General features: G+C 60.8%; 12 protein-coding genes and 1 tRNA gene. 10 read left to right on the forward strand and 3 right to left on the reverse strand.

The genetic code is table 11. The features are described from left to right. The first annotated feature begins 54 nt into the window (after positions 1-54). The 6 genes from ACP6KB_RS23825 (at position 55) to ACP6KB_RS23850 (ending at position 8,842) form a co-directional block, all read left to right on the forward strand. Positions 55-1,809 (forward strand): SulP family inorganic anion transporter, encoded by a 1,755-nt coding sequence (locus ACP6KB_RS23825; protein WP_442109787.1) that lies wholly within the window; start codon positions 55-57, stop codon positions 1,807-1,809. Positions 1,810-1,923: 114 nt separating this feature from the next. Then, on the forward strand, positions 1,924-2,733 hold the full coding sequence (gene ppk2, locus ACP6KB_RS23830) for a polyphosphate kinase 2 (protein ID WP_442109789.1): 810 nt from the start codon (positions 1,924-1,926) through the stop codon (positions 2,731-2,733). Between the two features lie 396 nt (positions 2,734-3,129). Next, positions 3,130-4,041 carry a 5-dehydro-4-deoxyglucarate dehydratase gene (kdgD, locus tag ACP6KB_RS23835; protein ID WP_442109791.1) on the forward strand — a complete coding sequence of 304 codons (912 nt, stop codon included), beginning with the start codon at positions 3,130-3,132 and terminating at the stop codon, positions 4,039-4,041. 106 nt (positions 4,042-4,147) lie between these two features. After that, positions 4,148-5,524, forward strand: coding sequence for an MFS transporter (locus tag ACP6KB_RS23840; protein ID WP_442109793.1), 1,377 nt, complete (start codon positions 4,148-4,150; stop codon positions 5,522-5,524). Between the two features lie 69 nt (positions 5,525-5,593). Beyond that, a complete protein-coding gene (gene garD / locus ACP6KB_RS23845) occupies positions 5,594-7,147 on the forward strand; it encodes a galactarate dehydratase (protein WP_442109795.1) in 1,554 nt (517 codons plus the stop codon). Between the two features lie 111 nt (positions 7,148-7,258). Beyond that, on the forward strand, positions 7,259-8,842 hold the full coding sequence (locus ACP6KB_RS23850; RefSeq protein WP_442109797.1) for an aldehyde dehydrogenase (NADP(+)): 1,584 nt from the start codon (positions 7,259-7,261) through the stop codon (positions 8,840-8,842). 71 nt (positions 8,843-8,913) lie between these two features. Here ACP6KB_RS23850 and ACP6KB_RS23855 read toward each other — a convergent pair whose 3' ends face one another. The 3 genes from ACP6KB_RS23855 to ACP6KB_RS23865 all read right to left on the reverse strand — a co-directional run bounded on the left by ACP6KB_RS23855 (position 8,914) and on the right by ACP6KB_RS23865 (position 12,449). Beyond that, positions 8,914-9,657, reverse strand: a complete 744-nt coding sequence (locus ACP6KB_RS23855; RefSeq protein WP_442114369.1) for a FadR/GntR family transcriptional regulator — start codon at positions 9,655-9,657, stop codon at positions 8,914-8,916. A 73-nt stretch (positions 9,658-9,730) separates the two neighbouring features. Continuing rightward, positions 9,731-10,888 (reverse strand): MFS transporter, encoded by a 1,158-nt coding sequence (locus ACP6KB_RS23860; RefSeq protein WP_442109799.1) that lies wholly within the window; start codon positions 10,886-10,888, stop codon positions 9,731-9,733. Between the two features lie 343 nt (positions 10,889-11,231). Then, positions 11,232-12,449, reverse strand: a complete 1,218-nt coding sequence (locus ACP6KB_RS23865) for an MFS transporter (RefSeq protein ID WP_442109801.1) — start codon at positions 12,447-12,449, stop codon at positions 11,232-11,234. A 169-nt stretch (positions 12,450-12,618) separates the two neighbouring features. Between ACP6KB_RS23865 and ACP6KB_RS23870 the strand changes: the two genes are divergently transcribed. The 4 genes from ACP6KB_RS23870 to ACP6KB_RS23885 all read left to right on the forward strand — a co-directional run bounded on the left by ACP6KB_RS23870 (position 12,619) and on the right by ACP6KB_RS23885 (position 15,146). Then, positions 12,619-13,218, forward strand: coding sequence for a FecR family protein (locus ACP6KB_RS23870; protein ID WP_442109803.1), 600 nt, complete (start codon positions 12,619-12,621; stop codon positions 13,216-13,218). Between the two features lie 77 nt (positions 13,219-13,295). After that, positions 13,296-13,372, forward strand: a tRNA-Met gene (locus tag ACP6KB_RS23875). Positions 13,373-13,624: 252 nt separating this feature from the next. Next, positions 13,625-14,122 (forward strand): RNA polymerase sigma factor, encoded by a 498-nt coding sequence (locus tag ACP6KB_RS23880; protein WP_442109805.1) that lies wholly within the window; start codon positions 13,625-13,627, stop codon positions 14,120-14,122. Positions 14,123-14,165: 43 nt separating this feature from the next. Further along, the gene (locus ACP6KB_RS23885; RefSeq protein WP_442109807.1) at positions 14,166-15,146 is read left to right on the forward strand and encodes a FecR family protein; all 981 of its coding nucleotides are present in this window, start codon (positions 14,166-14,168) and stop codon (positions 15,144-15,146) included. The last annotated feature ends 67 nt before the right edge of the window (positions 15,147-15,213 follow it).

A 15,213-nucleotide genomic window follows, 5' to 3' on the forward strand; every position in this document is an offset into this window, starting at 1 on the left:
TTGCAGCTTGTCGCTCAGCTTATCGCACACAAGGACAGCCCCAACAGGAGTTCCATGAAAGACACCGGCCCCTCATCACCTGCGAGCAACCAAGCGCCGGGCAAAGCCGAACAGGGCTGGAGGCGCTGGTTTCCAGGACTGCTAGTGCTGCGCGGCTACCAACCCGCCTGGCTGCGCCGGGATTTGATCGCCGGCCTGGTGCTGACCACCATGCTGGTACCGGTGGGCATTGCCTATGCCGAAGCCTCGGGTGTGCCGGGTATTTACGGCCTGTATGCGACCATCGTGCCCTTGCTGGCCTACGCGTTGTTCGGGCCAAGCCGCATTCTGGTACTGGGGCCGGATTCGGCGCTGGCGGCGATCATTTTGGCCGTAGTGTTGCCACTATCAGCAGGCGACCCCGGTCGCGCCATCGCCTTGGCCAGCGCGATGGCGTTGGTCTCCGGACTGGTGTGTATCGCCGCAGGCCTGCTGCGCCTGGGGTTTATCACCGAGCTGCTGTCAAAGCCGATCCGCCACGGCTACATGAACGGCATCGCCTTCACCGTACTGGTCAGTCAAACCCCCAAGCTGTTCGATATTTCGGTAGACAGTACCGGCCCCTTGCAAGACATCTTCGGCCTGTTCAAAGCCCTTGCCGCGGGCCAGGCCAACTGGGTCGCCTTTGCTGTCGGTGGCGCCACGCTGGCGCTGATTCTGCTGCTTCAGCATTTCAAGCGCGCTCCGGTGATCCTGATTGCAGTGGTACTGGCAACCCTGGCGGTCGGCGCACTGGATCTGGATGCCAGCCATGCAGTGAAAGTGCTGGGTTCGGTCCCGGAAGGCCTACCTGGCTTGGCTATTCCCTGGTTGCGGGCCGAGGATCTTCGGCCGGTATTGATGGGTGGGCTTGCCGTGGCCCTGGTGTCCTTTGCCGATACCAGCGTGCTGTCACGGGCGTATGCCGCCAAGCTGCGCACCCCGGTAAACCCGAACCAGGAAATGCTCGGGCTGGGCGCCGCCAACCTGGCGGCCGGTTTGTTTCAGGGTTTCCCCATCAGCAGCAGTTCTTCACGCACGCCGGTGGCTGAAGCGGCCGGTGCCAAGACCCAACTGACCGGGGTGTTTGGCGCGCTCGGCGTCGCGCTGCTGTTGCTGCTCGCCCCCAACCTGCTGCAAGACCTGCCCAACAGCGCGCTGGCCGCCGTGGTGATCGCCGCGGCGATTGGCTTGTTCGAGTTCAAGGACCTCAAGCGCATCTACCGCATTCAGCAGTGGGAGTTCTGGCTGTCGATCACTTGCTTTGTTGGCGTTGCGACCCTGGGTGCGGTGCCGGGTATCGGCCTGGCAGTGGTTATCGCCGTAATCGAATTTTTGTGGGACGGCTGGCGCCCGCATTACGCGGTATTGGGACGTGTCGACGGCATCCGCGGCTATCACGACATCAGTCGCTATCCACACGCCCGCCGGGTACCTGGCCTGGTGCTGTTCCGCTGGGATGCACCGCTGTTCTTTGCCAACGCCGAACTGTTCCAGACCTGTGTGCTGGAGGCCGTTGCCGCGTCCCCCACCCCGGTTCGCCGCGTGGTGATCACCGCCGAGCCGGTCACCAGCGTGGACGTCACCTCGGCAGACATGCTGATCGAGCTGGGCGAAACGCTGCGCAGGCAAAACGTCGAACTGCGCTTTGCCGAAGTTAAAGACCCCGTACGCGAAAAGCTCAGCCGCCTGGAAGTGCTCGAACACATTGGCAGCGACGTGTTCCAGCCCACCGTCGGTGCGGCGGTAGATGCCTATCTGGAGGAACACCAGATCGACTGGACGCCTTGATCCGCGCCCGGACGCCGGGGCTGACTTCAGTCAGCCGCCGCCCAAAATGCCAGGTCTATACTCCGAACAGCCTGCAACCCCAGGCGTCCCTTTCAGCTGACGAGGCATCGCAACATGGCCAAAAAGAAGGATAAAGAGAAAGACCTTGGACCTATCGGGCGCAAGGACTACGAGCATGAACTCAAAGCCCTGCACGTTGAACTGGTCAAACTGCAGCAGTGGGTGACCGCCAAGGGGTTGAAGGTCTGCATTGTCTTTGAGGGCCGTGATGGCGCTGGCAAAGGTGGCACCATCAAGGCCATCACCGAACGCGTCAGCCCGCGCGTGTTCCGCGTTGTGGCGCTGCCGGCACCGACCGAGCGCGAGAAGAGCCAGATCTACGCCCAGCGCTACATCCAGCACATGCCCTCGGCCGGTGAAGTGGTGATCTTCGACCGCAGCTGGTACAACCGCGCAGGCGTTGAACGGGTCATGGGCTTCTGCTCCGACGACCAGGCGAAAAAATTCCTCGCGGTCACCCCGTTGTTCGAAAAGATGCTGGTCGAGTCCGGGATCATTCTGATCAAGTACTGGCTGGAAGTCAGTGCCGAAGAACAGCAACGGCGCCTGGAAGATCGCATCACCGACGGCCGCAAGATCTGGAAACTGTCGCCGATGGACCTCAAGTCGTTCACCCGCTGGGACGACTACACCCGCGCCCGCGATGAAATGTTTGCGGCCACCGATTCCTCCTGGGCTCCTTGGTACATGGCCCATTCCGAAGACAAGCGCCGGGTACGTTTGAACATCATCAGCCACCTGCTCAAGCAAGTGCCCTACAAGGACATCACCCAGCAAGAGCAGATCAAGCTGCCCAAGCGCGGCAAGATCGGGCAGTACAAAGGGACCAATTACCCGTTCCGCCTGATTCCCGAGCGATTCTGAGCCGGTCTGCCCCGCGATTTGCTCAAAGTGGTCGTAGGACTGATCCTGCGCACTTCGTCGATCTCAGCAGCTTGTCCGGGGAAGTGCAATACACCCAAAAGGCGGGGCGAGGCTTTGCCTGATCTACTCAACATGCAGTCGAACTGAAGCAGAAGACACGCTTAGCGGTGGGAGCGGGCTTGCCCCGCGATGCGATGTAACTGATACACCGCAATCGCGGGGCAAGCCCGCCCCCACCGGAGGTTGCCTTAATAGCCATTCAAGCTGCCCAGGTAGAGGTTGAAGTGCAAAAAAAGAGGACCAGCGGGGCTAGGCACATTTTAAGTTGTACGATAACGTATCTCTACTCGAGTACCACTGCGTCTTCCTTTGTGTCCTACAGGGTGTTCTACAACAATGAATCCACAAGAACTGAAATCCATCCTTTCCCACGGCCTGCTGTCCTTCCCGGTCACCGACTTCAATGCCCAGGGCGACTTCCACCGCGCGGGCTACATCAAGCGCCTGGAATGGCTGGCACCTTACGGCGCCAGTGCCCTGTTCGCCGCGGGTGGCACCGGTGAGTTCTTCTCCCTGGCAGCCAGTGAGTACTCAGAGATCATCAAGACCGCCGTTGATACCTGCGCCAGCAGCGTACCGATTCTCGCCGGCGTCGGCGGCTCGACACGTCAGGCCATCGAATACGCACAAGAAGCCGAACGCCTGGGCGCCAAAGGCTTGCTGTTGCTGCCACACTACCTCACCGAAGCCAGCCAGGACGGCGTTGCCGCCCACGTTGAAGCGGTGTGCAAATCGGTGGATATCGGCGTGGTGGTTTACAATCGCAACGTCTGCCGCCTCAATGCCGTGCAGTTGGAGCAGTTGGCTGAACGCTGCCCGAACCTGATCGGTTACAAGGACGGCCTGGGAGATATCGAACTGATGGTGTCGATCCGCCGTCGCCTGGGTGATCGCTTCTCCTACCTCGGCGGTCTGCCTACCGCTGAGGTGTATGCGGCGGCCTACAAGGCGCTGGGTGTGCCGGTGTATTCCTCGGCGGTGTTCAACTTCATCCCGAAAACCGCGATGGATTTCTACCATGCGATTGCCCGGGACGATCACGCTACCGTGGCCAAAATCATCGACGACTTCTTCCTGCCTTATCTGGACATCCGTAACCGCAAGGCCGGTTACGCCGTCAGTATCGTCAAGGCTGGCGCCAAGATCGCCGGTTACGATGCCGGCCCGGTACGTACGCCGCTGACCGATCTGACCCCAGAAGAGTACGAAATGCTCGCTGCGCTGATGGACAAGCAGGGTGCGCAATAACACCTGACGTACCTGGGCGACACGACGTCGCCGGAGCCGAAGCCTGACCCTTCGGCTCCTCCACAACAGAACCCCGCACAAAAATAATTAGTGGGAGAACATCGGCATGCAAGCGACTAAAAAAACGCATGTGCGCTACCTGATCCTGTTCATGCTGTTCATCGTGACCACGATCAACTACGCCGACCGCGCCACCATTTCCATCGCCGGCTCCAGCCTGCAGAAGGATCTGGGGATCGACGCCGTCACCCTCGGCTACATCTTCTCCGCCTTTGGCTGGGCCTATGTACTGGGCCAGATCCCTGGTGGCTGGCTGCTCGATCGTTTTGGCTCAAAGAAAGTCTATGCCCTGAGCATCTTCACCTGGTCAGCCTTTACCGTACTGCAAGGGTTTGTCGGCTACCTGCCGGTCGCCAACGCGATCATCGCCCTGTTCATGCTGCGCTTTCTGGTCGGTTTTGCCGAAGCCCCCTCGTTCCCCGGTAACGCCCGGATCGTAGCGGCCTGGTTCCCGACGGCCGAGCGCGGCACGGCCTCGGCGATCTTCAATTCGGCGCAGTACTTCGCCACGGTGTTGTTCGCCCCGCTGATGGGCTGGATCGTCCACGCCTGGGGCTGGGAGCATGTGTTCATCGTCATGGGGGTACTGGGCATCCTGTTCTCCATCGCCTGGATGAAGCTGATCTACAACCCCAAAGAGCACCCGATGATCGGTGCCACCGAGCTTGAACACATCGAGCAGAACGGCGGCCTGGTAGACATGGACAAACCCAAGGCCGCTGGCAGCAGCGGGCCGAAATGGGATTACATCAAGCAACTGCTCAGCAGCCGCATGATGCTCGGTATCTATCTGGGCCAGTACTGCATCAACGCCATCACTTACTTCTTCCTGACCTGGTTCCCGGTGTACCTGGTACAGGAGCGCGGCATGTCGATCCTCAAGGCCGGTTTCATCGCCTCGCTGCCGGCAATCTGCGGTTTCATCGGCGGCGTGCTCGGCGGGATCATTTCCGACCACCTGCTGCGCCGTGGCAACTCGCTGACCTTCGCCCGCAAGGCGCCGATCGTGATCGGTTTGATGCTGTCGACGTCGATGGTCATCTGCAACTACGTCGATGCCGAATGGATGGTGGTGGGCATCATGGCCCTGGCGTTCTTTGGCAAAGGCCTGGGTGCGCTGGGCTGGGCGGTGGTGTCCGACACCTCACCCAAACAGATTGCCGGCCTGTCTGGCGGTATGTTCAACACCTTCGGCAACATCGCCTCGATCACCACACCAATCATTATCGGCTACATCATCAGCGCCACCGGCTCGTTCAAATGGGCCCTGGTGTATGTGGGTGCCAATGCGCTGGTCGCGGTGTTCAGCTACCTGGTGATTGTTGGCCCGATCAAGCGTATCGAGCTGCGTGAAGATGCCAGCAAGAACGGCAACCCCCAGCCTCAGCCTGCCACCGGCACGCTCGCTGAATCGCGCCGTTGAGTGAAACGCCTGCGGCTCCGGTCGCAGGCTCGTTGACTAGCCTGAATACAGTATAAGAAGGGCCACCCCATGCACATGATCGAACACGCCGATTCACCCCGTTACGTACGCCTGCATGAACAGGACAACGTTGTTGTCGTGGTGAATGATCAAGGGGTTGCTGAAGGCAGCCGTTTTGCCGATGGCCTGACCGTGACAGAAAGCATCCCGCAGAGCCACAAGGTGGCATTGCTGGACATCGCCAAGGGCGACAAGGTGGTACGTTACGGCCAGGTGATTGGCTATGCCTTGCAAGATTTGCCACAAGGCAGCTGGGTCAAGGAAACCCAGCTGGCAATGCCCTCGGCTCCTCCCCTGGACAGCTTGCCGATGTCTGACGCGGTGCCGGCCGCCCTGCCTCCTCTTGAAGGCTATACCTTCGAAGGCTATCGCAATGCCGACGGCACGGTCGGCACGCGCAACATCCTCGGGATCACCACCACCGTCCAGTGTGTAACCGGCGTACTGGAGCACACGGTCAAACGCATTCGTGAAGAGCTGCTGCCCAAGTATCCGCATGTCGACGACGTGGTGGCCCTGACCCACAGCTATGGCTGTGGCGTGGCGATCAATGCCCGCGACGCTTACATTCCCATCCGGACCGTGCGCAACCTGGCGCGCAACCCGAACCTGGGCGGCGAAGCACTGGTGATCAGTCTGGGCTGCGAGAAGCTTCAGGCCGGTCAGGTCATGCATGAAGACGACCCTTCCGTCGACCTCAGCGAGCCCTGGCTGTACCGCTTGCAGGATGCCAGCCACGGCTTTGCTGAAATGGTCGAGCAGATCATGGAACTGGCCGAAGTACGCCTGAAAAAACTGGACCAGCGCCGCCGCGAAACCGTGCCGGCCTCGGAGCTGATCCTCGGCATGCAGTGTGGCGGCAGCGATGCCTTTTCCGGCATCACCGCCAACCCGGCGTTGGGCTACGCCTCGGACCTGTTGATTCGTGCCGGCGCGACGGTGATGTTCTCGGAGGTTACCGAGGTGCGCGACGCCATCTACATGCTGACCTCACGCGCCGAAACTCCGGAAGTGGCGCAAGCGCTGGTGCGGGAAATGGATTGGTACGACCAGTACCTGCAGCGCGGCGAAGCCGACCGCAGCGCCAACACCACGCCGGGCAACAAAAAAGGCGGTCTTTCCAACATTGTCGAAAAATCCCTGGGCTCGATCGTTAAATCCGGCAGCAGCGCCATCAATAGCGTGCTTGGCCCGGGTGAGCGGGTGTCCGGCAAGGGCCTGGTGTTTTGCGCCACCCCGGCCAGCGACTTTGTCTGCGGGACCCTGCAACTTGCAGCCGGGATGAACCTGCATGTGTTCACCACTGGCCGTGGTACCCCTTACGGCCTGGCCATGGCTCCGGTGGTCAAGGTCTCGACCCGCACCGAACTGGCCGAGCGCTGGCCCGACCTGATCGACATCGACGCCGGGCGTATCGCCACCGGCCGAGCCAGTATCGAAGAACTGGGTTGGGAACTGTTTCACTACTACCTCGATGTCGCCAGCGGCCGCACCCAGACCTGGGCCGAACGTTACCGCCTGCACAACGACATCACCCTGTTCAACCCCGCTCCGATTACCTGACCCGCAACTCACCCCTTGGCCCTGTTTCAGGGCCAAGGCAGTTGGCCTCAATGTCAGCCATGTTATACGACGTCAGTTATCAAACCTTACCTACAGAACCCGGAGATCTTCATGTCCATCGTTCTTGGCCACAACTTCATCGCCGGGGCACGCAGTGCTGCAGGCACACAACAACTGCAAAGCCTCAACGCGAGCACCGGCGAAGCCTTGCCGTTCAGTTTCATCCAGGCCACCGAAGCAGAAGTGGACAGTGCCGCACGTGCCGCCGAAGCGGCCTTTGTTGAATATCGCCAGCTGAGCCCGAGCCGTCGCGCCGAGTTTCTCCTGGCCATCGCCGACGAACTGGATGCCCTGGGCGATGACTTCGTGGCCATTGTCTGCCAGGAAACCGCACTGCCCGCCTCGCGTATCCAGGGTGAGCGTGCCCGCACCAGTGGCCAGATGCGCCTGTTCGCCCAGGTGCTGCAGCGTGGCGACTTCCTGGGTGCGCGCATCGACCTGGCACTGCCGGACCGCAAGCCGCTGCCCCGGGTCGATCTGCGGCAGATGCGCATCGGCGTGGGCCCGGTTGCGGTGTTTGGCGCCAGCAACTTCCCGCTGGCCTTCTCCACCGCTGGCGGTGATACCGCCGCCGCCCTGGCAGCCGGTTGCCCGGTGGTATTCAAAGCACACAGCGGCCACATGGCCACGGCCGACCTGGTCGGCTGCGCCATCACGCGCGCGGCCGAATGCACTGCGATGCCCAAGGGTGTGTTCAACATGATCTTCGGCGCGGGTGTTGGTGAATGGCTGGTGAAACACCCGGCCATCCAGGCGGTCGGCTTCACCGGCTCGCTCAGCGGCGGCAATGCCCTGTGCAAAATGGCAGCCGAACGCCCGCAACCGATTCCGGTGTTTGCCGAGATGTCGAGCATCAACCCAGTGATTCTGCTGCCACAGGCCCTCGCCAGCCGCGGCGAAACCGTGGCCACGGAACTGGCGGCGTCGGTGGTCATGGGTTGCGGTCAGTTCTGTACCAACCCAGGCCTGGTGCTGGGCGTACGCTCACCCGCCTTCAGCGCATTCCAGGCGCAGCTGCAAAGCCAAATGGCCAGCCAGGCCGCGCAAACCATGCTCAATGCCGGTGGCCTGCGCAGCTACAGCAACGGTGTGGAGCACCTGCACGCGCACCCAGGCATTACCCACCTGGCAGGCCGGCCACAAGAAGGTAACCAAGCCCAACCGCAACTGTTCAAGGCCGATGTAGCGCTGCTGCTCAACGGTGATGAACTGCTGCAGGAAGAAGTGTTCGGCCCGACCACCCTCATTGTTGAAGCCGCTGACGACGCCGAACTCAAGGCCGCTTTGCAGGGTCTGCGCGGGCAACTGACTGCCACTTTGATTGGTGAGGCGAGCGACCTGCAGGCCTATCAATGGCTGGTGCCTTTGCTGGAGCAAAAAGTTGGACGCATCCTGGTCAACGGCTACCCGACCGGGGTGGAAGTCTGTGACGCCATGGTGCATGGCGGCCCTTACCCGGCGACTTCCGATGCGCGCGGTACCTCGGTGGGCACCCTGGCAATCGACCGCTTCCTGCGCCCGGTGTGCTACCAGAACTACCCTGAAGCCTTGCTGCCCGAAGCCCTGCGCAACAGCAACCCACTGGGCTTGAAGCGCCTGGTCAACGGCGAGTGGTCAACCGCCTCAATCGCCTGATGTCCGTAGGAGCGGGCTTGCCCCGCGAAGCGATGTAACCGATACACCGCTATCGCGGGGCAAGCCCGCGCCTACATGGCTTCGGCTTGTTCGTGCGCCAGGCGCAGGCGTTCGCGACTGTTGGTCAGATGCAGGCGCATCGCCGCACGGGCCGCTTCGGCATCCTGACGGGCAATCGCTTCATAGATGGCTTCATGCTCATGACTGAGCCGGCTCATGTAATGCTGCTGGTCATCATGGGCCAGACGCGCCGAGTTCAACCGGGTGCGCGGGATGATGCTAGTCCCCAGGTGAGTCATGATGTCGGTGAAGTAACGATTGCCCGTGGCCATGGCAATCTGCAGATGAAACTGAAAATCCGATGCCACCGCATCGCTGGCATGGGCCACGCTTTCGTTGAGGGCATCCAGCGCATCACGCATCGCCGCCAGTTGCTCGGCACTGCGGCGCGCCGCTGCCAAACCTGCCGACTCGACCTCCAGGCTGATGCGCAACTCCAACACCGCCAACACCTCACGCAAGGTAACGATGGTGGCCGGGTCGATACGAAAACCACTCGGGCTCGGCGTATCCAGCACAAAGGTGCCGATGCCATGGCGGGTTTCCACCTGACCGGCTGCCTGCAAGCGCGAGATCGCCTCGCGCACTACGGTGCGGCTGACACCCTGCTCTTGCATGATCGCCGACTCGGTCGGCAATTTATCGCCGCGCTTGAGATGGCCATCACGGATCTGCTCGGTGAGGATCGTTACCAATTCCTGGGCCAGGCTACGCGGTTTTCTGCGGGCGCGTGGCAGTGCGCTCTGGTCTTTCATATCGAACATCTGTCCCGAATATTCTTCAATCCGGATCATAGCGCAATTGGTTGTACGATCACATGCACCCGTGTCATTGCGCCGTTTTCAGCCGGTACGCCTTGCGGTTGGCGCTGCGGGCGAAGCACACGAACAACGCAGCCATGATCGCCAGCGCCATCGGCAGGCCATGTGGTGCGACATTCATGGCCGCGCCACTGAGCAATGGCCCGATCAAGCTGCCCACACCCCACAACAGCCCGACGCTGGCGTTGGCGGTCACCAGGTCCTGACCCTTGAACTGCTGACCAATCAGCACCAGCGCCAAGGTGTACACCCCACCCGCCACCGCACCGAGCACCACCAATGCCGGCCACAGCAGCCATTGCACCTGCAGCAACCAAGGCAATGCCAGGCCGATCAGCATCGCCACCACGCCACACACCAGATGCACCAGGGTCCGTTCGCTGCGGTCTGCGAGCCAGCCCAAGGGCAACTGGAACAGCATGTCGCCGGTGAGGATCACCGTCACCATCAACGCCGCCACGCCCACGGCAAAGCCGTGACTGGAGGCATACACCGGCATCAGCGACAGAATCACCGCATCGAAGAACGAGAAGAACAACACGCCCATGCACAGCGCCGGGGCGACACGGAAAAAGCCTGCCAGCGAGAAGCTCTTGTCGGCATCCTCGCCATGTTCGACATGATCGTTGGGCACCGTCAGCACGATGCACAGCAACGCCAGACCATAGCAGCCGGTGACCACCGCGTTTACCCAAGGGCTCTGCGCCCCCAGCAACGCCAACATCGCCGGGCCGAGCATCTGAAAACCCGTGAAGGCGGTGGCATACAGCGCCATGATCTTGCCGCGGTTGTGCTCCTCGCTCAGCTCATTGACCCAGGACTCGCCAAGAATGATTGCGATCCCCATGCCAATACCCAAGCCCAGGCGCAGCAGCGCCAGCAGGTAGATCGAAGAGAACGCCCACTCGAGCAGGCCGATGCTTAGCGCGCACAAGCCGAAGCACAGCAGGTAGATATTGCGCCGCGTCAGGTGTCGGCAACAGGCATCGACCATAAACGCCGAGAGCATCATCCCCGCCGCTGGAATCGCCGAGAGAATACCGATCTGCAAGGTACTGGCGCCGCTATCGAGCAAACGCAGCGACACCAATGGCAAGCTCGCCCCAAGACTGAAACCGACCACCGAAACAGCGAACAACAAACCCACCAACAAACGCGTATTCATTACCACTCCACACTTACCGGCGCAGGTGCGACATCGCGCCTGCGCAGGCGCACACATGAGCAAAACAGTTCAGATGCGGACGAACACCGCCACGGCAAAAGGCCGGGCGTGCAGCCGCCAACTCAGCAGGTGTGGAGGTGAGGCGAAAAAGTAAAGGCGAACAGCACGCTGCGCCGACGCTTGAGCACAGTATCGCTCGGCCAATCGCAGCAACGGGTCAGGACGACCGGCTGGGGTTGCGCGAATGTAAGGCTGAAGCGGCTCATACGTCGGTTACACAGGAAGGAATGGGCGGCACTCTAGGAGAAGCCATGCCACCCGTCAATAGCCCGTTCTTGAGCCTTCAGCGCTTGGCGGTAGACGGCAGCAGGATCGCCAGCAAACCGAACAGGGGCAAATACGAGCAAACACTGTAGACGTACTCGATGCCTTTGAGGTCGGCCAGGTAACCAAGCAATGCCGCGCCGATACCGCCAAAACCGAACATCAGGCCGAAGAAAATCCCGGCGATCATGCCGACGTTACCCGGCACCAGTTCCTGGGCATACACGACAATCGCCGAGAACGCCGAGGCCAGGATAAAGCCGATGATCACGCTCAACACACTGGTCCAGAACAGGTCGGCGTACGGCAGCGCCAGGGTGAATGGCGCCACGCCGAGAATCGAGAACCAGATCACCGCCTTACGCCCGATACGGTCACCGATCGGCCCGCCAAAGAAGGTCCCGGCCGCCACCGCGCCGAGGAACAGGAACAGATGCAGTTGCGAGCTGGCGACCGAGAGGTCGAACTTCTCGATCAGGTAGAAGGTGAAGTAGCTGGTGAGGCTGGACATATAAAAGTACTTGGAGAACACCAGCAGCCCCAGCACCACCAGCGCCCCGGTGACCCGCCCGCGCGACAGGCCATGGGTTGCAGCCTGCCCGGCCTTGGCTTTGAATAGATTGAGGTGCTCGCGATACCAGCGGCTCAAAGCGTAGGTCACCAACACCGCCGCCACGGCAAACAAGCCGAACCAGGCCACATTGCCCTGGCCGAATGGAATGATGATCGCCGCCGCCAACAACGGGCCGAACGCGGAACCGGCGTTACCGCCCACCTGAAAGGTTGACTGCGCCAGACCATATCGTCCGCCCGAGGCCAGCCGGGCAATCCGCGAGGTTTCCGGATGGAAGGTCGAAGAGCCAATGCCCACCAGTGCTGCAGCCAGCAGAATCATCGGGAAGCTGCCGACGTACGCCAGCATGACAATCCCCACCAGGGTACACAGGGTGCCCAGCGGCAGCAGATTCGGCATCGGCTTGCGGTCGGTGTAAAAGCCCACCCACGGCTGCAGCAACGACGCGGTGATCTGGAAGGTCAGGGTAATCATCCCCACTTGGGCAAAGGTCAGCCCGTAGTTGTCCTTGAGCAAGGGATAGATCGACGGTAGCACGGCCTGGATCAAGTCATTGATCAGATGCGCCAGAGCGCAGGCGGCGATGATCCGCATGACCAGCGGGCTGCTCTGCGCAGTCGTGGCACTTGCGGGCGAAAGGGACGAGGCACTGCTTACAGCCATGACAAAGTCTTCCATCCGGTGGTTGGGATCCAATTATCCAGAATTCGTTAGCAAGCGCACGATTCTTTTCGACGAGCGTCACACCTACATTCTTGCTAATGATTCTCACTAGCTATAGCATCCTTCCGGTTTTCGGCCCTTGGTCCCTGCTCAGAGCATTGCGTCCGCCATGAATTCATCGCCCACTTCCGTACCCTCGACCGGCCCTGGTACACGGATACGCCAGGCAAAACGACGTGAAGCACCACGCGCCTGGCTAGGCTGGGTGATCGCTGCCGGTGTGTTACTGGCCGCCGGATTGCTCGTGTTTACCCAACTGCCCTACCTGCAACGGCTGATCAGTGATGTCGCCACCGCCCCGGGCGAACGTCGGCAGATCCAGTTGGCCGATGGCTCGCGGCTGACGCTGGACGGCGCCAGCGCAGTGAATGTCGATTTGCGCGGAGCGGTGCGCAAGGTGCGCGTTGTTCAAGGCCAGGTGTTCATCAATGTGATGCTTGATGGTCGCCCTTTTGAGGTCGATCTCGGCGACAGCCGGATTCAGGTGTTTGGCACTCACCTGTCAGCCAGCCGCGGCCGTGACCACGACGAAGTGATCTTGCTCAAGGGCAAGCTGGAAGTCATTGGCCAATATGGTGAAAAACGCTTGCTCAGCCAGGGCCAGCGCCTGATCGTCCGGGGTGCGAGCCTGGGCCAGGCGGAAAAAGTCGATGCCGAACGCTTGCTGGCCTGGCGTGACGGCCAGCCTTCCAAGCCCCCTGTCCGCTAAGCAATTGATCACACGATTATTTTTTTGAAAAAGAGTGTTGACAGGTGTCCGTTTAAAGCGAATAATGCGCGCCACTTGGCTACATAGCTCAGTTGGTTAGAGCATAGCATTCATAATGCTGGGGTCCGGGGTTCAAGTCCCTGTGTAGCCACCAAGTACCGAAAAATGGCTTACCGCAAGGTAGGCCATTTTTTTTTGCGTCTGCGATTTGTGGGAGATACCGTCTTGCACTGCCTGTAGGAGCGGGCTTGCCCCGCGATGGCGACCCTCCAGACACATCGCTTCGCGGGGCAAGCCCGCTCCTACAGACACAGCATCAAGCCAACGCAATGCTGGCTTAATGAGAAAGATTGTCATTATACTCCAGCCCTCTCCCGGTCCCGCCCGAGCAAAGGAAAGCGCTGCTGTGCTGGAAAAATTGTTCACCCAACATTCATCTGCTCTGCACCGTTACCTTCTGCGCAAAAAATGCACGCCAAGCCTGGCGGCGGATCTGGTGCAGGAAACCTTTCTACGCCTCGCTCAACTGGATAACCTGGAGAGCGTTCTTCGCGGGCCGTCCTATCTGTTCCGGGTCGCCCACAATCTGATGATCGATCACTATCGGCGCTACGGTGAAAAACGCTTCGACACCGATGCCACGGCGTTTTTCGAAACCCTGGTCGACGAAAGCAGCCGCCCTGAAGAACAGGCCATCGACGCGCTGGAACTGGAGCACCTGGAGAACCTGCTTGAACGCATGCCTGCACGCACCCGCGATGTGTTCCTGTTGCTGCGTGTCGAAGGCATGACCCACAAAGAGACCGCGCGCTATTTACGGATTTCCACAAGCTCTGTACAAAAACACATGGCGATGGCCCTGGCTAAAATCGGCAGGGAGCTGGAACCAGGCCCAGAAGGCTAGGCCTTGTGTACGATAAAAAGCGATAAGGTAGCCAGACAACACCGTGAATGCTTCTCCACAGAATATCGACCCGATAGAGCAGGAAGCTGCCGAATGGGTGGTGCGCCATCGTCAAGGACGGCTGTCGGCGCGCGAACAAAAGGCATTCCAGCACTGGCTGGCGGCCGACCCTCTGCATGCCGCTGCTGCTGAGCGAGCGAATCGCGCCTGGAAGGCCACTGCACAGCTCAAGCGCCTGCCCGGATACAGCAAACCTCAGCGCCCGCCACGCCCGCGCTGGTTTCAGTTACCTCTCGCCACCGGCAGCGCTGCAACCGCCCTGGCCCTGGGCTGCTGGATGCTGCTGGCCCCGCCCTTCTGGCTACAAGCACTGAGCAGTGACTATCACACCGGCTTTGGCGAAACCCAGCAGATCACCCTGGCCGATGGCAGCCAGGTGGAACTGGGCAGCCACAGCATCCTCAATGTGACCTACGACGATCAGACCCGGCTGGTGCGCCTGAGCCAGGGCGAGGCGGTATTCACTCCCGCACCGGTGACGGATCAGGAACGCCGCCCCTTCACCGTACGCACCGCAGGCGCCGATATCACTGCACGCGGCACGCAATACTTGGTCGGTGTGGGCGACAACCGCGAAGGCTGGGTGGGTGTGCTGCAGCATCAGGTCGAGGTCGATCTGACCCATCGCGAGCTGGAAGACGCTGCCGGCTCTGCCCTGCTCGATCAAGGCAAGAGCCTGCGCTTCAGCCCGAGTTCCGGCCTGGTGCCGCTGAATGTCAGCCCGGACGAGCTGGCCAGCTGGCAGGAAGGCCGCCTGGTGTTCCAACGCGAATTGCTCGCCGATGCCGTGGCACGCATCAATCGCTACCGTGCTGGCTTGGTGATGGTCAGGGGCGATGCCCTGCGTAATGTTCAGATCAGCGCGGTGATGCGCCTGGATAACCTCGACGACGCCCTCAAGCGTCTGGCGGCGCAGGCCCATGCACGGATCATCGACCTGCCTGGGTTCACCCTGATCTACTAAAAAAGAATAAAAAACAATAACAATAGATCATAACGATCTATTGCGTTTTTTCCGCTGCACCGTTCTC

It is taken from the genome of Pseudomonas sp. NUPR-001 (assembly GCF_052147955.1).
Lineage (GTDB): Bacteria > Pseudomonadota > Gammaproteobacteria > Pseudomonadales > Pseudomonadaceae > Aquipseudomonas.